This is a genomic window from Longimicrobiales bacterium (assembly GCA_028823235.1).
Lineage (GTDB): Bacteria > Gemmatimonadota > Gemmatimonadetes > Longimicrobiales > Gaopeijiaceae > UBA2589.
Genome location: JAPKBW010000011.1, coordinates 42,265 through 61,484, shown reverse-complemented (window position 1 = coordinate 61,484; position 19,220 = coordinate 42,265). Strand labels below are relative to the sequence as shown.

16 protein-coding genes are annotated in these 19,220 nt (G+C 61.9%); 13 read left to right on the top strand and 3 right to left on the bottom strand.

The window, feature by feature from the left end; translation table 11 throughout:
• The first annotated feature begins 18 nt into the window (after positions 1 to 18).
• Genes OSA81_08160 through OSA81_08135 form a run of 6 tightly spaced genes read left to right on the top strand, consistent with a single transcriptional unit; the run spans position 19 to position 7,163 of the window.
• Complete coding sequence (locus OSA81_08160; GenBank protein ID MDE0898975.1) at positions 19 to 1,584, top strand: isochorismate synthase; 1,566 nt, start codon at positions 19 to 21, stop codon at positions 1,582 to 1,584.
• Complete coding sequence (menD, locus tag OSA81_08155) at positions 1,581 to 3,335, top strand: 2-succinyl-5-enolpyruvyl-6-hydroxy-3-cyclohexene-1-carboxylic-acid synthase (protein ID MDE0898974.1); 1,755 nt, start codon at positions 1,581 to 1,583, stop codon at positions 3,333 to 3,335. Before OSA81_08160 ends, menD begins: the two co-directional genes overlap by 4 nt.
• Before the next feature lie 42 nt (positions 3,336 to 3,377).
• Positions 3,378 to 4,217: a 1,4-dihydroxy-2-naphthoyl-CoA synthase gene (gene menB, locus OSA81_08150; protein ID MDE0898973.1), complete on the top strand. Its 840-nt coding sequence runs from the start codon at positions 3,378 to 3,380 to the stop codon at positions 4,215 to 4,217.
• Positions 4,211 to 4,894, top strand: coding sequence for a peptidylprolyl isomerase (locus tag OSA81_08145; protein MDE0898972.1), 684 nt, complete (start codon positions 4,211 to 4,213; stop codon positions 4,892 to 4,894). Before menB ends, OSA81_08145 begins: the two co-directional genes overlap by 7 nt.
• Positions 4,895 to 4,899: 5 nt before the next feature.
• On the top strand, positions 4,900 to 5,799 hold the full coding sequence (locus OSA81_08140) for a 1,4-dihydroxy-2-naphthoate polyprenyltransferase (protein MDE0898971.1): 900 nt from the start codon (positions 4,900 to 4,902) through the stop codon (positions 5,797 to 5,799).
• On the top strand, positions 5,796 to 7,163 hold the full coding sequence (locus OSA81_08135; protein ID MDE0898970.1) for an AMP-binding protein: 1,368 nt from the start codon (positions 5,796 to 5,798) through the stop codon (positions 7,161 to 7,163). The genes OSA81_08140 and OSA81_08135 overlap by 4 nt, the downstream gene beginning before the upstream one ends.
• A gap of 78 nt (positions 7,164 to 7,241) precedes the next feature.
• Here OSA81_08135 and OSA81_08130 read toward each other — a convergent pair whose 3' ends face one another.
• Positions 7,242 to 7,934, bottom strand: coding sequence for a hypothetical protein (locus OSA81_08130; GenBank protein ID MDE0898969.1), 693 nt, complete (start codon positions 7,932 to 7,934; stop codon positions 7,242 to 7,244).
• Between the two features lie 230 nt (positions 7,935 to 8,164).
• On the opposite strand from OSA81_08130, the gene OSA81_08125 reads away from it, so the two are divergent.
• From OSA81_08125 to OSA81_08105, 5 genes are all read left to right on the top strand, one after another.
• A complete protein-coding gene (locus OSA81_08125) occupies positions 8,165 to 8,395 on the top strand; it encodes a hypothetical protein (GenBank protein MDE0898968.1) in 231 nt (76 codons plus the stop codon).
• A 1-nt stretch (position 8,396) separates the two neighbouring features.
• Complete coding sequence (locus tag OSA81_08120) at positions 8,397 to 9,887, top strand: sodium:solute symporter family protein (GenBank protein ID MDE0898967.1); 1,491 nt, start codon at positions 8,397 to 8,399, stop codon at positions 9,885 to 9,887.
• A gap of 10 nt (positions 9,888 to 9,897) precedes the next feature.
• Entirely contained in the window at positions 9,898 to 10,794 is an 897-nt protein-coding gene (locus OSA81_08115) for a cyanophycinase (protein ID MDE0898966.1), read from the top strand.
• Between the two features lie 71 nt (positions 10,795 to 10,865).
• Complete coding sequence (locus tag OSA81_08110; GenBank protein ID MDE0898965.1) at positions 10,866 to 11,198, top strand: DUF4212 domain-containing protein; 333 nt, start codon at positions 10,866 to 10,868, stop codon at positions 11,196 to 11,198.
• Positions 11,195 to 12,898 carry a cation acetate symporter gene (locus OSA81_08105; protein MDE0898964.1) on the top strand — a complete coding sequence of 568 codons (1,704 nt, stop codon included), beginning with the start codon at positions 11,195 to 11,197 and terminating at the stop codon, positions 12,896 to 12,898. Before OSA81_08110 ends, OSA81_08105 begins: the two co-directional genes overlap by 4 nt.
• 118 nt (positions 12,899 to 13,016) lie before the next feature.
• Here the strand turns inward: OSA81_08105 and OSA81_08100 are convergent, their stop codons facing one another.
• A complete protein-coding gene (locus OSA81_08100) occupies positions 13,017 to 13,697 on the bottom strand; it encodes an aquaporin family protein (protein ID MDE0898963.1) in 681 nt (226 codons plus the stop codon).
• 184 nt (positions 13,698 to 13,881) lie between these two features.
• Positions 13,882 to 15,147: an amidohydrolase family protein gene (locus tag OSA81_08095; GenBank protein MDE0898962.1), complete on the bottom strand. Its 1,266-nt coding sequence runs from the start codon at positions 15,145 to 15,147 to the stop codon at positions 13,882 to 13,884.
• 183 nt (positions 15,148 to 15,330) lie between these two features.
• Between OSA81_08095 and OSA81_08090 the strand changes: the two genes are divergently transcribed.
• A complete protein-coding gene (locus OSA81_08090) occupies positions 15,331 to 17,772 on the top strand; it encodes a DUF1592 domain-containing protein (GenBank protein MDE0898961.1) in 2,442 nt (813 codons plus the stop codon).
• Positions 17,773 to 17,805: 33 nt separating this feature from the next.
• Entirely contained in the window at positions 17,806 to 19,218 is a 1,413-nt protein-coding gene (locus tag OSA81_08085; protein ID MDE0898960.1) for a DUF1552 domain-containing protein, read from the top strand.
• Positions 19,219 to 19,220 lie beyond the last annotated feature (2 nt).

The window sequence follows — 19,220 nt, the reverse complement described above, 5'->3', positions numbered from 1 at the left end:
GCGGTCGAGTCCGCTGGAATGCCGGTGATCGAGGAGGGCACACTCCAAAAGGGTCTTGGCCGCTCGCGTGGAAAACAGGTGGCCGGGCGAGAGGCGCCTTCTACAACGGAGGCGGCGCCCTATATTGGCGGGCCGGTCGACCGCATTGGTCGACTGCTTGATCCCGCCAGAGGAGTTCCGTTGCCCCGATCGGACCGATCTCGTCTTGCGACGATTACGATCTCAGCGCCTGATCTGCGCCCCGACACCTTCCTGCGTCACGCCGGTGGGGACGCTCGGGGTTTCTGGGCCCGTGGTGATCGATGGGTCGCGCACCGAGGAGTGGTCGCCGAGGTAAGGGGAACCGCACCCGCGGTGGGCGATCGCTACGATGAAGTTGCGACCGCGGCTCGACGGATCGCGCACGAACAGATGCTTCCCGATGGTGCCGCCCGGCCACCACGGATGCGCTTCTACGGCGGTTTCTCGTTCCGACCCGATCATGCGGCCAAGGGTGTGTGGTCCGATTTTCCTTCCTGGCTTTTTCACCTTCCTGCCATCGAGCTGGAGGGCGACGGCTCTGGCGATGTCTGGCTGCGTGCCAGGGAAGTGGTGTCGGATGAGGACGAATCCGATGTCTTTGGTCCCCTGCGGCGGAAGGCCGAGGAGTTGAGGGCAGAGCTCGCCACACAGGTCGATTTTGGCGCGCGGGAGGCACATGTCACCGGCCAAGCGACCGCGACGGACAGACCGACATGGGAGGCCGCGGTCACGAGTTCGCTGGGAGCGATTCGCGGAGGTGCGGTCTCGAAGGCGGTGCTCGCCCGGACGATGGATGTCGACGTCGAGGGCTTGATCGATCCAGTCGACGTGGTCGAACAGCTCTGGGAAGTGAACCGGGGGAGTCATGTCTTTCTGTTCGAACCCATCCCTGGTTCAGCGATTGTCGGAGCAGCACCGGAGACCGTGGCGACACTGAAGGACGGGGTCTTTCACGCGACTGCGGTGGCCGGGTCGATCCGGCGCGGCGACAGTCCGCGGGAGCAGGCCGAACTGGCCGCCACACTGCTGACGAGTGACAAGGATTGCGCGGAGCAGCGAATCGCCCTCGACGACATGCTCGCCCGTCTGGAGACAGTGGCACATCAGATTCGGACGGATCCGCAGCCTCACGTGCTCACGCTCGCCCGCATTCAGCACCTGGAGACAGAGATCCGGGCCAGCGTTCCTTCTGGTGTCGGGGTGCTGGACTTGTTGCGGCTCCTCCACCCGACCCCGGCCGTGTGCGGCCTTCCGCGTGACGCCGCGATGGCCTTTCTCGCGGAAGAGGAGCCTTTCGAACGCGGATGGTATGCTGGGCCGGTCGGCTGGTTCGACGCTCAGGGTAACGGTGTGTTTGCCCCAGCGCTGCGCACCGGTGTGTCGACTGGTTCCGGCTGGAGGCTCTTTGCCGGTGCGGGCATTGTCGAAGGCTCGGTTCCCGCATTGGAGTGGGAGGAAACCGGGATTAAGTTCGAGCCGATGCTGGAGGCTCTTCGTGGATGCGGTGCGACGCTGGAGGTGACCGAGTTGGAGGCCGAACCCGGACGGGTCGGAGAGCAATGACTGGCTCCGTTACAAACACGCTATGGGCGCGTAGCTTCGTCGACGAACTCGCTCGGGCCGGTGTGTGTGAAATCGTCATCGCTCCCGGCTCACGGTCCACGCCACTGGTCATGGCGTGCGCCGCCGACGACCGGATGCGGACCAGGGTGCATCTGGACGAGCGCTCAGCTGCGTTCTTCGCTCTGGGGGTCGGGAAGGCCTCCGGGCAGCCTGCGGCTGTGATCACCACCTCCGGCACCGCAGTCGCGAATGTCTTCCCGGCTGTTGTCGAAGCTTCGCAAGCGGGTGTGCCGCTACTCGTGCTTACAGCAGATCGCCCGCACCGACTTCGTGGGGCGGACGCCAACCAAGCCATTGACCAGGTCGGGATATTCGGCGGATACGTGCGGGCCTTTTTCGAGATGGCTCCCCCTGAAGACGACCCTAGGGCACTTCGGCACCTGAGGAGCGTGGCCTCCCGCGCGGTGGCGGACTCGGTCGGGCCGTCGGCCGGCCCGGTTCAGGTTAACTTCCCGTTCGACAAACCTCTCGAACCGATCGACCTGGACGACACCCCTTCCGAAGGCGACCCGGTCCCGTTGCACGGACGGGAGTCGCGCACCCCTTTCACCCGAATCCAGGGCGGACGAACCCAGCTTTCTGATACACAGATCGACCAGATGGTTGACCTCCTCGGATCGGGTCATGGCGTGATTGTCGCTGGCCCGTCAGAGGATACCGGCCGGGTGGGGGCGGCGGTCCGCCACATGGGCGCGGCCACGGGATGTCCCGTCCTCGCCGATGCGCTGTCCGGTGCTCGCTTCGGTCCGTCAAATGGAGCGGTGATCGTCGCGGGCTACGACATCGTTCTCGGAGACGAGACTGCGCGGGCGCGGCTGCGTCCCTCCGTGATCCTGCGTATTGGCACGTCTCCGACTTCCGCTGCGTTGCAGCGATGGATGGCCGAGCACCATGACGTTCCGCAGCTAGTGATCGATGAAGGTCCCCGCTGGAAAGATCATGCCTCGACTGCGACTCACTACTTCCAAGCTGATCCGTCAGATACCCTGGTGCGTCTCGCGGATCGGGCACCCCGGGCAGAAAAGGAATGGACGGAGCTATGGCTCGCCGTCGACCGAGCAGTCCGAACGAGCGAAGTGCCGGTCGGAGCGGGACCCCACGAGGGAGATGTCCTCACCGCCGCGCTCGCGGCGCTACCGACCGACGGTGGTCTTTTCGTCTCGAGCTCCATGCCGATACGGGACCTCGACACCTTTGCACACCCCGCCGAGCGCTCAGCTCGCGTCTTCGCAAACCGCGGAGCGAGTGGCATCGATGGCGTAGTGTCCAGTGCATTCGGGGCGGCGTCCCAGTGCGACGGCGTCTCGATCTGTGTGATCGGCGATGTGGCCTTCTTCCACGATCAGAATGGCCTGCTCTGGAGTCGCGAAAAGGATGCACCCGTCGTCTTCGTTGTGATCGACAACGACGGAGGTGGCATCTTCCACATGCTGCCTATTGCCGAGCATGATCCGCACTTCACGCGCTTTTTCGCCACTCCTCACGGAGTGCATCCGCGGTACGCTGCCGAAGCCCACGGCATCGGTGCAGCCGATGTGACAATCGAGGACCTTCCACGCGCCCTGGACGAGGCCGTTCGGGCAGGCGAAACGACGCTCCTGCGGGTGGTCACGGAACGCACGACAAATCACGCGAGGCGCGCCGCGGCGAAGGCGGCGGTCAGGCGGAGCGCTATCGCGGCCTTGGGGTAAACGGCGCCGACCCCCGAACGATCCACCATTGAAGCGACTGACATGAGCAAGCCCGACTGGAAAGACATCAAAAGTTACGAGGACATCACCTACCACAAATGTGACGGTGTCGCCCGTATCGCTTTTAACCGACCGGAGGTGCGAAACGCATTCCGGCCGGACACGCTTCTGGAGATGCAGGAGGCCTTCCGGGATGCCGGAGAGGACCCAGACATCGGCGTGGTGCTTCTAACCGGAAACGGACCGTCGAAGGACGGAAAGTGGGCGTTCTGCTCCGGGGGTGACCAGCGGGTGCGCGGTGAAGCCGGGTACGTCGGTAAGAGCGGTGTCCCTCGCCTGAATGTGCTTGAGTTGCAGCGCTATATCCGATCGATGCCCAAGCCGGTCATAGCGCTGGTGGGTGGATACGCCATCGGCGGCGGCCACGTTCTCCATGTGGTTTGTGACCTCACGATCGCCGCCGACAACGGCGTCTTTGGTCAGACGGGCCCGATCGTAGGGTCGTTCGATGGAGGCTTCGGTTCCTCGTACTTGGCGAGACAGGTCGGACAGAAGCGCGCACGTGAAATCTGGTATCTCTGTAAGCAGTACTCCGCAGAGGAAGCCTACCAGATGGGAATGGTCAACAAAGTCGTGCCGATCGCGGAACTCGAAGCCGAGGGATGGGACTGGGCTCAGGAAATTCTAAAAAAGAGTCCACTGGCGATTCGACTCATCAAGAGTGCAATGAACGCCGATGTCGATGGACAGGCAGGACTACAGGAACTGGCGGGGAACGCCACGCTTCTATTCTACATGACTGAGCAGGGGCAGGAAGGCAATAAGGCCTACTTGGAGAAGCGCGAGCCAAACTTCAGGCAGTATCCTTGGCTCCCGTGGTAGGTCGCGCCGAGGTTCGTTCCCGAGCGCGGGGAAGGAACCTCGCTGCGGCGATTCTGTCCTCAGTGGTTGTCGGCGCGTGTGGTCAGAACGCGGCACTGTATAACCCGACGCCCGAGATGCTTGAAGTCGAGGCTCCCGATTCGTTCCTGGTCGACGTAACCACGAGTGAAGGCACGTTCACCGTGAAGATGCGCCGCCACTGGTCGCCCTTGGCGGTGGATCGCGCATGGCATCTTCTCGACAACGACTTCTACGCAGGTGCCCGGATCTATCGGGTCGTGGACAGCTTTGTTGCTCAGTGGGGATTCTCGGGTGAGCAAGTGAAGGACTCGATCTGGCGAGCACATGGGCTTGAGGATGAGCCCACGCTCGCGAGCAATGCGCGCGGCACCGTCGCCTTCGCGAGAGGTGGCCCTCAGACTCGGTCCTTCCAGCTGTTCGTGAACCTCGTGGACAATGAGCGGCTCGACGAATTCAGCAGTGGCGGGGTCGTGGGGTACCCGCCGATCGGTGCGGTCGAAGAGGGCATCGAGGTAATCGATGGCTTTTATGGCGCGTATGCCGAGCGCACGCCGATCCAGGACTCGATTCGCTTCCAAGGTAATGACTACCTGCGCCGTGAGTACCCTCAGCTCGATTCAATCATCGGCACGCGCGTGACCGGATTCTGGCGATAGCGGACGTGGTCACGCCGAACGAGATCACCCGAGCACAAGCGTGGATTCTCGCGTCGCGCCCGAAGACACTGACGGCCGCGGTCGCACCGGTTCTGGCTGGAATGGGCCTCGCAGCCTTCCATGACACGCTGGCCTGGCTGCCTGCGCTCGCCGCGATGCTTGGCGCAGTGCTGATTCAGATCGGGACGAACTTCGCGAACGACTACTACGACTTCATGCGCGGAGGAGACACGGAAGAACGAGTGGGTCCGGTGCGAGTGACCCAGGCAGGGCTTCTTCCGCCCCGGTCGGTCCACCGTGGCATGGTCGTCGTGCTGACGGCCGCGGTTCTCGTGGGTGCCTATCTGGTGTTTGTCGCGGGATGGCCGATCGTCTGGATTGGCCTGGCATCCGTGGCATGTGCCGTCCTGTATACGGGAGGCCCCTTTCCGCTCGCCTACCATGGATTGGGTGATGTGTTCGTCTTTCTGTTTTTTGGACTGATCGCGGTCGGCGGTACGTACTACGTGCAGGCACTGGCATGGCCCCCTGATGCGCTGTTGGCAGGCGCTGGACTCGGAGCATTAAGCACCGCGATTCTGGTAGTGAATAATCTGCGGGACATCGAGACGGACACGAAGGCAGGGAAGCGCACGCTCGCGGTGAGACTGGGCGAGCGCGGCACCAAGGCCGAGTACGTGATCATGCTTGTCGTCGCCGCGGCGGTGCCCGTGGTCGGCGTACTGAAATACGGTTGGCCACCGGCGGTACTGGCTTCACTGGCGGTTGCCCCCCTCTGCCGTCGCCCGCTTCGCACCGTGCTCACCTTCAGCGATCCGCGTGAGTTGCTACCAGCGCTCGGCGGAACCGCACGCGTTGTTGTTCTCTATGGTGCCTTTCTGGCGGTCGGTCTGGCCTTCGGATGACACAGGTTGAGCTTCTCGCCCGATCGATAGAGGCTCCCGACGCTCCTGTGATCATCGGGCGAGAAGGTGTCGTGAGCTGGGCTCAGCTTCGTGGGGCTGTAGGACGTCGAGCCAAGGCAATCACGATCCCGACTGCGCCGCAGGAGACCGGGCACGCCTTCATCGCTCGCTCCGAGCCAGCCGATGTGGTCGAGCTGCTCGCGTCGTGGCAGATGGGGAAGGTTCCCGTCCCGTTGAACCCACGCCTGCCGGCTGATGAAGCGTCCTCACTCCTGGAAGAAATGGCGTATATGACCATGCCGGAGGGCAGCGCTGTCGTGCTCCGGACCTCCGGCACCTCCGGGAACCCACGCGGCGTCGCCCTCAGCATGGACAACCTTCTCGCGAACGCGCGAGGGACGGAGGCGCGACTCGGCGCAGGTGCCGATGACGTCTGGATTTCGACCCTGGCGCCTGGTCACGTCGGCTGGCTGGCCACGATCATTCGTGCCCTCGTGCTAGGGGGGCGGATCATCCTCCCCGGGTCCCTGACCACCGAGGAACTATCTGCCTGCCTGGACGGAGAGGGCCTTCCGGGGACTGCGGCCGTCCCTCCCACCCGAATGTCTCTGGTGCCGACACAACTCCAAAGACTTCTGGCGTTCCGCGGAGACCGCGATCCGCCAACGGGGTTGCGATCCGTACTGATCGGAGGAGCGCACGCGCCCCTCGTGCTGGTTGAACGAGCACTGGAAATCGGTTGGCCCGTCGCGCTCACGTATGGCGCCACCGAGATGTCGTCTCAGATTTCCACGGCCTCTCCGGAGGAGACCCGGGGGAAGCCAGGCGCGGTCGGCCGCCCGATGCCAGGAGTGAAAATCCACTTCGACGCGTCAGGCGAGGTCCTCACACGTGGAGAGACGCTCGCGATTGGGTACGTGGGCCCCGAACACGGCGAGGTCCATGATGCCGAGGGTTGGTATCACACTGGAGATCACGGTCACCTCGACGATGAGGGAGATCTCTGGATCACGGGGCGAAGAATCGATCGGATCATCTCGGGCGGGGTGACGGTCGAGGCCGGGGACGTTGAGGAAACGCTTCGGTTACACCCGGCTGTGTTGGATGCCTGCGTCGTGGGCCTGCCCAGTGAAGAGTGGGGCGAGACCGTGGGTGCCTGGGTCGAGCCCGTTGTCGGGGAATTCGATCAGGAGGAAATTGACCGACACTTGAGGGCCAAACTCACTGCGGCGAAGCTTCCACGTGTCTGGTATGTTGGAGTTGGCCTGCCGCGAAATGTGAACGGCAAGGTAGATCGGGCCGCTGTAAAAAAGGCCTTGGCCGAGAAAAAAAACCGGCACCCGCAGCATCCGGGCGAGATGTAACCGTGGGTGGAACCATCCCCAATGGGTTGGTGACCGGTCCGGAACGGGAATGCCCCCCCGCCACGATCCAAATTTGGCCTAGAACAATCCGAGCGTCACTCCGAGCTGGAAGCTGAGCAGTTCAGCCTCGCTGAGCTTTGGGTACATCGTCACAGATCCGTCCGGGTTGTCGACGATGTCTCCCTCTGTCAGGTAGCTCACCAGCCCGTTGTCGTGCCGCACGACGCCCAGGTTGATGAAGAGCGCGTTGCCGGCTCTCACACGGAGGCCACCACCGAACTTCCACCCGAACACGTGGTCGGAGTAGTTCGTCGTATCAAGGGACGAACCGTATCCGGCGTGGTGGTCCACCGCTGAAGAGGCCACGAACCAGGACATTCCGGCGGTTGCATGGACGTAAGGCTGGATGTCGCCTCTGGCGAATACGATCTCGGGCCCCACACCACCGTACAAGATGCTGTTGGTCGTGGTGAGTTCAGAGCCGACCCGGCACCCGTAGTCACAGTAGTAGAAGGACTCGATCCCGTAGATCATGAATCCGCCGTCCAAGCGCAGGCGCAGGTGCCCATCGGCCGCCATCGGAATTCCGGCGTTTAGGTCGAGACCGAAGCCATGGTCGACCGCTAATCCGAACTCACCAATCGCATCCGCGGCGACGAAGCTCATGCCGACGCTGCCGCCGGGACCCTGTTTGTACTGAGCCTCAGCTTCGGTCGACAGAATCAGTGCGCTTCCGACCACCAGAATGAATGCTGTGAGTCCGTGCAGCATGATGCCCTCCATAGTGAATGCACCTCTCGATGAAGCACGTTCCGCTCCGGGCACATGTATATCCCTAAGGCATTTTCCAGCAATGATATACAGTTATATAGGGCTGCTGATGCAGCGTGCCCGAAACGTCCCTTGTATAGGACATATGTTCCCGATCGGGGGGGCGGACTCTCCCAGCGGGACCCGTGCGGAGTAGCGCGAGGCACCCCGCTCGCTCATGTTCGCGGCCCATGAGCCCACAACGCCCTGCCTCACACTTCATCCCTCGCACTGCAGGGGGGTGGACCGCGACGATCTCCTTCCTGGGGATCTTCCTTCTTGCGATGCCTCCGATCACGCACCTGTTCTTGGATCGTCCTGAGAACTGGTTTGCCGGCGTGCCGTTCTTTGTTGTCTCGCTCTTGCTGATTTACACCGTGCTCATCGGAGTGCTGGTATGCACGCTGAAGAAGGGCGTCTGACGTGGAACCCTGGGTTGTCTCCACAGGCCTGATCTTCGTCTATCTGCTCGCGACGATCGTCCTCGGCATCGTCGCGAACCGAAGCATGAGCAACGACATGGAGGACTTTCTCCTCTACGGTCGTAAGGCCGGTTTCGTTGTCCTGTACCTGACCGTGGTTGCCACATTCCACTCCGCATTCGCGTTTCTCGGCTCGGGCGGTTTCTTCTATACGCACGGTGTCGGCTTCTGGATGGCGGGCACGTGGACGGTGCTGGTAGGGGCAATCACCTACGTTCTGGGCCCGAGGATCTGGGCCGTAGGGAAGGCCTTCGGCTACATCACTCCAGCCGATATGCTCGCCGACTTTTACGAGTCAGAGGCTGTCCGCGTTGTGGTCGCCATCGTGTCCGTGGTCTTCACAATCCTCTACATCCAGGTGCAGGCACAGGGGCTCGGCTACATCATCAACATCGCCTCGGGAGATCGGATCTCCTTCGAGCTCGGGACACTGATTCTGCTCGTCGTGGCTGCGACCTACCTGATGGCTGGTGGCCTCCGTGCCGTCTACTGGACCGATGTGATTCAGGGTATCTGGATGTACATCGCCGTCTGGGTTGGGGCGATCTATCTGTCGTACGAGCTCTTCGGCGGCCCCTTGCAGCTTTGGGCCGAGGTCCGAGAGTCGCGGCCTGATTTGCTGACACTGCCGGGTCCTCGAGGGTTCTTCACGCCGGGCATGTGGATCGGAATGACGATCACGCTCTCCTTCGGTATCGTCTTCCAGCCGCACATGATGATTCGGTATTACACCGCTGTGGACTCGAAGACGCTCAAGATTCTGGGCGCGACGACTCCTATCTACCTGATGACGCTCTACATACCGGCGGCGCTGGTGGGGCTTGGTGGGGCCGTTGCCATGCCGGGCCTGGAGATTCCGGATCGGATCTTCCCGGAACTGCTCTTCGCCCATGCTCCTCCGATCATGACGGGTGTGATTCTCGCGGGTGCGACGGCGGCGGCGATGTCTACCCTGGACTCGATTTTGCACGCCAACATGAGTGTGCTCACTCGGGATGTTTACCAGCGCTACATCGCGCCAGAGAAGTCACAGCAACACTACGTATGGGTGGGCCGAGGCATCGTCGGTGCCCTTCTCGTCGCGGGGTATTTCCTGTCGGTTCGGACCTTCGACGCACTCGTGGTCCTCGTCACACTTTCAGGATCCGGCGCGCTGCAGCTAATGCCCGCGATTCTCGGTGTTTGCTTCCCGGGCCGACGTACGTTGACCAGGCTCGGCGTCCTGGCCGGAATTATTGCCGGAATGGTGACGCTCTACGTCACACTCGTCGTAGCGCCACACCCGCTGGGACTGCATGGTGGCGTCTGGGCCCTCATCATCAATAGCGTCCTTACGGTCGGCGTGTCGTACTTCACGGCCGCTCCGTCCGAAGAAACGATCCAACGGATCCACGGTGAAATCGAGCGCGAGGTCTACGGATCCGCGTCCTGAGGAGGTTCGAATGAAGCAACTGGTCTTGATGGTCCTGAGTGCCTTTGGTGTCGCAGCGGGTTCAGGTGTATCCGCCCAGCAACAGGGACCGCCACCCCCACAGGTCGGGCCAGAAAATGGCTCACTCGTCGTGGTCGGCGGAGCGATGCAGTCGGCCGAGATCTACGAGCGCTTCATCGAACTCGCGGGCGGCCCCGACGCGCATATTGTGCTGATTCCGACAGCCGGCGGTGCTGCGGAGTACGACGAGTTCTATCAGGGGCTGAACGCGTGGCGTAAGCATGGCGCCCGGAACCTGACGCTGCTCCACACGATCGATCCAGCAGAAGCCGATACCGATGCCTTCGTCGAGCCCCTGAAGACGGCCGGCGGTGTGTTCTTTTTTGGCGGAAGACAGTGGCGTCTCGTCGACTCGTATGGCGGAACGAAATCCGAGACGGCCTTTCGTGAGGTCCTTGAGCGAGGAGGTGTAATCGGCGGATCGTCGGCCGGCGCTTCGATTCAGGGTTCCTATCTCGTGCGTGGCGACTCTCGAACGAACACCGTGATGATGGGCGATCACGAGCGCGGATTTGGTTATCTGCGCAATGTGGGTATCGACCAGCACGTGCTGCGCCGCAATCGACAGTTCGACATGGTCGAAGTGATCGAAGCTCATCCGGAGTTGCTTGGCATTGGACTCGATGAGGACACCGCGATCGTAGTACAGGGCGATCGATTTCAGGTCATCGGCCGCTCCTACGCTCTGATTTATGACAATCAGTCGACTACTGGTCCTGACGGAAAATTCTACTTTCTCGCGCCCGGGGACCGGTTCAATCTCGCAACGCGCGAGGCGACTCGTCCCACCACGACACAGAGCCCGGTCGGTGGGCCTCAGAAGAAGCCATGGGGCGGAGACAGCTGACCCGCTGATGGCCCCACCCGCCGGACCGATTAGCCTGACTCAAGCAGCCTGACCCCCACGCCCTGAGGCCCATGGCCGACCATACCAGCACGAGCGGTGGCTCAAATGAGCACCCCTCCGTCACTGACCCTGCGACAATCGCCCGCCACAAGGAGTACTGGCGCCGGAATATCCAGTACCTGGGGTGGCTTCTCGGCGCCTGGTTCCTCGTGTCCTACGGGTTCGGCATCCTGTTCGCAGACGCGCTGAACGCGTTCACGGTTCCCGGAACACACTACCCGGTCGGCTTCTGGTTCGCGCAACAGGGATCGATCTACGCCTTCGTCGTTCTGATCTTTGTCTACGTCCGGCTCATGAACGGGCTCGACCGTGAGTTCGATGTGGATGAAGGGGCGGAGTCATGAGCGTTCAGGCCTGGACCTTCCTGCTCGTCGGGGCGTCGTTCGCCCTCTATATCGGGATCGCGATCTGGTCCCGTGCGTCTACTACCAAGGACTTCTACGTGGCGGGGGGAGGAGTGTCTCCACTCGCCAACGGCATGGCTACCGCGGCGGACTGGATGAGCGCGGCGTCGTTCATTTCGATGGCCGGCCTGATTTCGTTTATGGGATACGATGGCTCCGTGTATCTCATGGGGTGGACGGGAGGCTACGTCCTTCTCGCGCTCCTGTTGGCGCCTTATCTGCGCAAGTTCGGAGCTTTCACCGTGCCGGACTTCGTGGGAGATCGGTACTACTCGCAGCTAGCACGGATCGTCGCAGTTATCTGCGCGATCTTCGTCTCGTTCACGTACGTGGCAGGTCAGATGCGTGGCGTCGGTATCGTTTTCAGCCGCTTCCTGGAAGTCGACGTGAATGTGGGCGTGGGCATCGGCATGGCGATCGTCTTCTTCTACGCCGTGATCGGCGGCATGAAGGGCATCACCTATACGCAGGTCGCGCAGTACTGCGTGCTCATCTTCGCGTATATGGTGCCAGCGATATTTCTCTCGATCATGATTACAGGAAACCCGATCCCTCAGTTGGGACTGGGTGGTGTGGACCAGGCGTCCGGCATCGCGCTTCTCGAGCGTCTGAACGGACTTCACGCGGAGTTGGGCTTCGCGCCCTATACGAGTGGGACTAAGTCCACGCTTGATGTGTTCTTCATAACCGCGGCGCTCATGGTCGGGACGGCGGGACTTCCGCACGTCATCATCCGGTTCTACACCGTTCCGCGTGTCAGAGACGCTCGGATCTCGGTGGGCTGGGCGCTTCTCTTCATTTCGCTGCTGTACACGACCGCCCCAGCCGTGGCTGTTTTTGCTCGCACAAATCTGATCAACAGCGTTCAGGACGTGCCGTACTCGGAGGTGCCTGAGTGGTTCACCACGTGGGAGGATACCGGTCTCGTCAGCTTCAATGACGTGAATGGTGACGGACGCATTCAGTTCGTCGGTCCGGACTCGCCGATGACGAACGAGCTCACCGTCGACAATGACATCATGGTGCTCGCGAATCCCGAGATCGCGAACCTCCCAGGTTGGGTGATCGGGCTGGTCGCAGCAGGAGGGCTCGCGGCTGCACTGTCGACGGCAGCGGGACTCCTGCTGGTTATCTCGTCAGCGGTCAGTCACGACCTGCTCAAACGAAGTCTCATGCCGGAAATTTCGGAGAAGAATGAGCTCATTGCGGCACGGGTTGCCGCGGGGTTTGCGGTTTTGGTGGCGGGCTATTTCGGGATCAATCCGCCCGGCTTCGTAGCACAGGTCGTGGCGTTCGCCTTCGGGCTCGCGGCGTCCTCGTTCTTCCCGGCCATCATCCTGGGCATTTTCTCGAAACGAACGACGAGAGAGGGTGCCATCCTTGGAATGATCACAGGAATCACCTTCACTGCGGCCTACATCTCCTACTTCAAGTTCGTGAGCCCGGAGCTGAATACCGCGGAGCACTGGTGGTTCGGAATCAGCCCCGAGGGAATCGGAACAGTCGGCATGCTGCTGAACTTCGCGATCACGATCGTGGTGTCCCGCTTCACTCCTCCTCCTCCTCCGTCCGTTCAAGCCTTGGTTGACCTGATTCGGGTGCCGCGTGGAGCAGCGGAAGCAGACGAGCTTAACCTCTAGGCGCCGGAAGGATCGCTTCTCGGCAGCATGTGTTGTTTCTCGGACGAAGTGGATCTGGACTGCAATGCAAAAGCCCCTCGCCCGCCGAAGCGGACGAGGGGCTTTTGCCTAAGCAGGATCAACCCTCGCCACTATCCGGGTTCTGCATCCGGAAGACCGGGACTGCCGCGACCGCTCCGAGAATCGGGCCGACCCAGTAGAGCCAGAGGTCATCGAAGGTGCCGCCACCTATCAGTGCATCCACGATGATCAATCCTGTGCCAACCGCCGGGTTGAACGCCCCCCCGGACACATCGCCGACCGAGAAGGCGAAGGCCATGACGGTAAATCCGATCGCGAGGCCGTAGTACGAATTACCTTCGGTCGCCTTGGCTGTGGCGACGTTCAGGATGACTAGGGCGAGAGCGAAGGTCGCCAGGATCTCAGCTAGCAATGGGCCGGCTATGCCATCGACCCCCGGTGTGGGCGCGAACATCTGGCCTGTGATCCTGGGCACAGCGGTCGCCGCGAGCGCTGCTCCGATCAGCTGTGCACCGATGTAGGGAGCGATGTCAGACTTCTCCATCGCGCCGCGCAGGTATATGGCGATCGTGACGGCGGGATTGTAGTGAGCCCCGGAGACATGGCCGCCCATGTATACGAGCGCTATCAGGACTGCGCTGATCGCGAGGGGCGCCATGGGAGAACCGGCAGTACCTACCATGCCGATGGTGAAGACGAGAAAAAACGTTCCGATGAGCTCGGTGACGTAGCGATTCAGGGGGACTTCTCCGCGGAGGTGGGGTTGGGTGGGCTGCACACGGTTGTCCTGAAATTCACGGACCGCGAAGATCCGCTTTGTGGAGAGTTTGGCGCCACGGCAACCCTTCCCACAAGTTTCCCTATCTCCGGGTCTAGTCTGAACCCCACAGTCCGTTCACGTGGTCTCGTTCGACGGATTCGACCTCAATTTCCTCGAACGCTATTCCATGCCGGGTGCCTGACTAGCGAACGATCCCACCGGCGATGTAGACGGACTCGAGGCTGCGAGTCGCCAAGATATCGGCTAACGGGTCATCTTCGAACACGATGAAGTCGGCCCAGTTGCCAGCTTCGAGGGTGCCGATGTCGTCTTCAGCGAGACATGACGCGGCAACGGACGTGGCACTGAGGAGCACCTCCTCCGGGGTCATGCCGGCGTCGACCATCATCCAGAGCTCCATGTGCTCGAAGTAGCCGGGGAAACGTCCGGCGGGGCCAGCGTCTGTCCCCATCCCCACGGGCAATCCAGCGTCTGACACCGTTTTCACGTTGGCCATCGCCTGGAATAGTGCTGTGCGATAACCGGCAGCAGTGGGGCTTGCTGCGGTTCGGGCCATAAACTCGGGGTCAGAGACGCGAGCCAGTTGCCCGGCATGGGCGTGTTTGGTGAAGAACGGGTCATCGAAAAATTCGGGACGGTCCCCGTACACGAAGGTGCTCACCTCGCGGGTCAGCGTGGGGACATAGCACACGCCGGACTCGCCGAGTTGAGACAGAAAGGCCTCGTCCACCGCGGTGTCCCGGACCGAGTGGGCCACCATGCCCGTTCCCATCTCGAGAAGTCGTTTGGCGTCTTCGAGATAGAAGAGATGTGTGGCCAGTCGGAGCCCCCGCTCGTTTGCGACGTTCAATACGGCTTCGACCGCCGTCCAGGGCATCTTCTCGCTGGTCCCGAGGTTGTCGTCGACCCTCAGTTTGAGCCAGTCGACACCGGCATCGGCAATCGCCAGGGCAGTCGCTCGGGCCGCGTCTGCGTCGATATCGGTGATCACGGGCCCTGAGGCGAACAGTCGAGCGCGCGCGTCGAGGGGCGTTGACGCGTTGCGAGCAGCGAGTACGGGACCCTCGTCTCCTAGGCTGTTGACCGTCGTAATCCCGTAACGGGCGAAGAGATCGAGGTCGGCACGGACCGTGGCCATCTCACCGGTGGTCCCCTCGGGGGCCCAGATACCGCTGACATGTCCGTGCACGTTGATGAATCCGGGCGTGACGTAGCGTCCGCCGAGATTGACGACCGTTGCACCGGCCGGAGCAGCGCCACCAGGCGTCACCGAGAGGACCCGGCCCTCCTGAACAACAATGGTCGCGTTGGCCACCGGATCTGACCCCGTCCCGTCCCAGACGGTAGCGCCTGTAAACGCGGTGGTCGGAACGGTCGGCTCAGCTGGCCCACAGCTGGCGCAGATGGCGACGAGCAGGGTCGGGTACCAAAGACTTTTCTGATTCATCCCGGAGGGTACGGCTCGGTCCGATTACTCGCAAAAAATCTGCACACGGACTGCTGGCCCGTCTGGGATCTGAACCGTACTATTCTAATGGACGGATTGTCCGAAAGACCTTGCCGTCAGAGGGTTTCCGCAACTACCTCGGTCGTGTGACGCGATCGGTATTTCAATTGAGGCCCCATCGACTTGAAGACGCTCGCGACGACTCTGGCAGCGGCAGGTGCGTTGCTCGTACTCGGCGGTCGTCCTGTGCCCGATTCGAGACCTCAAGCACCGGTCCGGGTAGACGCCGTTGCTGCGACCCGGACAGACGAGGCCCTCATCGAGCAGTACTGCGTTCGCTGTCACAGTGACCGCCGCCTCAGGGGGAATCTATCGCTTGAGGCCTACGACCCATCGGCACCGCATCTGCAGGCGTCGACGACCGAGAAGATGATCGTCAAGCTCCGGGCCGGCATGATGCCGCCGCCTGGCGCCACCCGTCCCGCAGGCGACTCGTTACAGGCTCTGGTCCAGAGACTCGAGGCTCGAATCGACGAGGCTGCATCAGCCGCACCCGACCCGGGTGGACGAACGTTCCAGAGATTGAATCGCGCTGAATACGCTCGATCCATTCATGATCTTCTCGGTCTGGAGATCGATGCCGGCGCCTACCTACCGCTCGATACGAAGAGTGAGAATTTCGACAACATTGCCGATGTGCAGATGCTGTCCCCGACGCTCCTGGACGCCTATCTGGGGGCCGCTGCCGAGATCAGTCGTCTCGCAGTTGGTGATATGGACGCTGCGCCACGCGACAGGACCTACAGCGTTTCGGGCTACAGCTCTCAGATTGAGAGGGTCGCGGGGGCCCCGTTTGGGACACGTGGCGGCGCCTCGGTCGTCCACAACTTCCCGGCAGATGGGGAATACGTGTTCTCGATCATTTTCGAGCACACCACCACAGGGGATGGCTTCGCCGGCCAGCTCGCGCGCGGCGAGAAAGTCGAGATTTCGATCGATGGTGAGCCCATGGCTCTGATCGATGTCGATTCCTGGTTGAGCTACTCGGACCCATGGGGAATCACCATGCGTACCGAGGCGTTGGCTGTACGTGCGGGACCACGCCGGGTCACCGCGGCCTTTCTGGCGACGTCAGAGGGACCGGTGGACGACCTCATGTCACCCCACGACTGGTCGATAGCGGACAGGCATACCGGAATGGGCGGGTACGGACTCACGCTCCTTCCGCATTTGCGGGACCTGGTCGTGGCCGGGCCGTATCGGGTGACCGGCATCTCGGACCACTCGGTTCGAGACCGCATCTTCACATGCCGCCCGACAACCCAGGGCGAGGAAGAACCCTGTGCCCGTGCGATCGTCGCGGACCTCGCGGGGACCGCATACCGACGTCCGCTCCAAGCACGGGACCTAGACGGCCTCATGAGGTTTTACGAGGAGGGGACTACCGAGGGTGGGTTCGAGGTCGGGGTCCGTACGGCGCTCCAGGCCATTCTTGCGAGCCCGCACTTCGTCTTCCGGTTCGAGGGCGCATCGGCGGGAGAGACCTCCGAGACGTATGCGATCAGCGATCACGCGCTGGCGTCGAGACTTTCGTTCTTCCTGTGGGGCGTCCCTCCCGACGACCGACTTAGAGAAATCGCGGAGTCCGGGAATCTGTCCGACAGGGATGTGCTGACCGCAGAGATACGCCGCATGCTCAGCGATTCTCGGGCGGAGGCGCTCGGGACGAGATTCGCGGCTCAATGGCTCAGGCTCCAGGATCTCGACAAGGTCCACCCCGATACGTACTGGTTCCCTGATTTCGATCAGCAGCTCGCCGACGCGATGCGTCGCGAGACGGAACTCTTCTTTACCAGCCTCGTGAGGGAGGACCGAAGCGTCCTCGACTTGTTCACCGCCGACTACACTTATCTGAATGAGCGCCTGGCACGGCACTACGGGATTCCCGGTGTTCTCGGTGATGAGTTCCGCCGAGTGGAATATGGCGCCGCTGACCGTCAGGGTCTCCTCGGGCACGGAAGTGTGCTGACGCTCACCTCCCACGGAGACCGCACATCACCGGTTCTTCGCGGGAAGTGGGTCATGGAAGTGCTGATGGGGACGCCACCACCACCACCGCCTCCGGGTGTGCCGGATCTCGAGGAAACGGACCGGGCCGAAAATGGGCGGGCTCTCTCTACGCGTGAGCGGATGGAGGCACACCGAGCCAACCCGACGTGCAATTCCTGTCACCGCTTCATCGACCCGATCGGCCTCGCGCTGGATAGCTACGACGTGACAGGGCGGTATCGGATTCGTGAGAACGGAGCGCCAATCGACACTCGGGGGGAACTTTACGACGGCACTCCCATCGACTCGCCAGCAGCGCTTGTGGAGGCACTCATGCGTCGGCCGGCACCCCTTGTTCGGACCTTCACGCAGAACCTCATGGCTTATGGCCTCGGGCGTAGAGTGGAGTACTTCGATCAGCCGACGATTCGCGCCATTGAGCGTGACGCCGCACAGGATGGATACCGGATGTCGACCTTTGTGACCGGCGTGGTATTGAGTGACGCATTTCTGATGCAGCGATCGACGGAGGCAATCTCCGAAACCTCTGGTGTCGCAACGGGATACAACAACTAGCACACTGTGCGGCTTCGGCCGCGGGAAACGACCATGCCATACATCTCAGGCTCACATCTGGAACGCCGGACCTTCCTCAAGGGGGTGGGCGCATCGGTTGCGCTCCCTTTCCTTGATGCAATGGTTCCCGCGGGCCGTCTCTCGGGCGCCGCTGCTGCGGCTGACGACCCAACTCGGGTGGTGGCGATTGAACTCGTCCACGGCACGGCCGGATGCAGCGACTGGGGCGCGTCTCAGAACCTCTGGAACCCGGCTGAGGCCGGTCGTCATTTCGACCTCACGACGAGTGCGCTTCGGCCTCTTGAATCTTGGCGGGACCACCTCACGATCGTCAGCAACACCGACGTGCGGATGGCTGAGGCCTTTGAAGCGCACGAGATCGGCGGTGACCATTTCCGTTCGAGTGCCGTATTCCTGACCCAGTCTCATCCGAAGCAGACACGAGGCTCCGATGTTTTTGCCGGCACCTCGATGGATCAGATCTATGCCGGCCGCTTTGGGCAGGATACGCCGATTCCGTCCATGCAGCTTTGCATCGAACCGGTCGATCAGTCCGGAGGGTGCGCGTACGGGTACTCGTGCGTGTACACGGACACCATCAGTTGGGCGTCACCGGACCAGCCGCTGCCGATGATTCGCGATCCACGCATCGTTTTCAACATGCTTTTCGGGGCGGGCAGCAGCGAAGCCGACCGAGCGCGCCGCCGGCGCACCAACAGCAGTATCCTCGACTGGATCACAGGCGAGATCGCTTATCTGAAGCGTGAGCTGGGCCCGAATGATGCCGTCCGACTGGAGCGCTACTTGGACAATGTCCGAGAGATCGAGCGGCGCATCCAGGCGGTTGAGGCTCGGAACAACACAGGTGAAGAACGCGCGCTCCCAGGAGCTCCGGCAGGTGTGCCCGACTCTTTCGAAGAGCACATGCGCCTGATGTTTGACCTTCAGGCGCTGGCATTCACATCCAATATGACGCGCGTGTTCAGCTTCAAGATCGGACGCGATGCCTCCGGCCGTGTTTATCCGGAAAGTGGGACGGATCGTGCCTTTCACCCGGCGTCCCATCACGGGGGAAGAGAAGAGGCGATTCTCGATTTCCACAAGATCAACGAGTACCACGTCAGTATGCTTCCTTATTTCCTTGAAAAATTGCAAAGTCTTGAGGAAGGTGATGGCACAATGCTCGACAAGACGATGATTGTTTTCGGGTCACCGATGGCCGACGGCAATCTCCACAACCATCGGAGGTGCCCATTTGTCGTATTAGGTGGAGCCAACGGTCAACTGGATGGAAACGTTCATTTGAAGGCTCCTGACGGCACCCCAATGGCGAACGTAATGCTGAGCCTCATGCACAAACTTGGACTCGACGACCTCGAGGGCTTCGGTGACAGTACCGGAGATTTCTCCCTTTCGTCGCCTTACGCGGCCCTGCCGACGGGATGAGG

Bases quoted from the DNA above. Each gene is read 5' to 3' on its own strand.
- OSA81_08160 (MDE0898975.1), top strand. From the start codon at position 19: ATGCCGGTGATCGAGGAGGGCACACTCCAAAAGGGTCTTGGCCGCTCG.
- menD (MDE0898974.1), top strand. From the start codon at position 1,581: ATGACTGGCTCCGTTACAAACACGCTATGGGCGCGTAGCTTCGTCGAC.
- menB (MDE0898973.1), top strand. From the start codon at position 3,378: ATGAGCAAGCCCGACTGGAAAGACATCAAAAGTTACGAGGACATCACC.
- OSA81_08135 (MDE0898970.1), top strand. From the start codon at position 5,796: ATGACACAGGTTGAGCTTCTCGCCCGATCGATAGAGGCTCCCGACGCT.
- OSA81_08130 (MDE0898969.1), bottom strand. From the start codon at position 7,934: ATGCTGCACGGACTCACAGCATTCATTCTGGTGGTCGGAAGCGCACTG.
- OSA81_08125 (MDE0898968.1), top strand. From the start codon at position 8,165: ATGAGCCCACAACGCCCTGCCTCACACTTCATCCCTCGCACTGCAGGG.
- OSA81_08115 (MDE0898966.1), top strand. From the start codon at position 9,898: ATGAAGCAACTGGTCTTGATGGTCCTGAGTGCCTTTGGTGTCGCAGCG.
- OSA81_08110 (MDE0898965.1), top strand. From the start codon at position 10,866: ATGGCCGACCATACCAGCACGAGCGGTGGCTCAAATGAGCACCCCTCC.
- OSA81_08105 (MDE0898964.1), top strand. From the start codon at position 11,195: ATGAGCGTTCAGGCCTGGACCTTCCTGCTCGTCGGGGCGTCGTTCGCC.
- OSA81_08095 (MDE0898962.1), bottom strand. From the start codon at position 15,147: ATGAATCAGAAAAGTCTTTGGTACCCGACCCTGCTCGTCGCCATCTGC.
- OSA81_08085 (MDE0898960.1), top strand. From the start codon at position 17,806: ATGCCATACATCTCAGGCTCACATCTGGAACGCCGGACCTTCCTCAAG.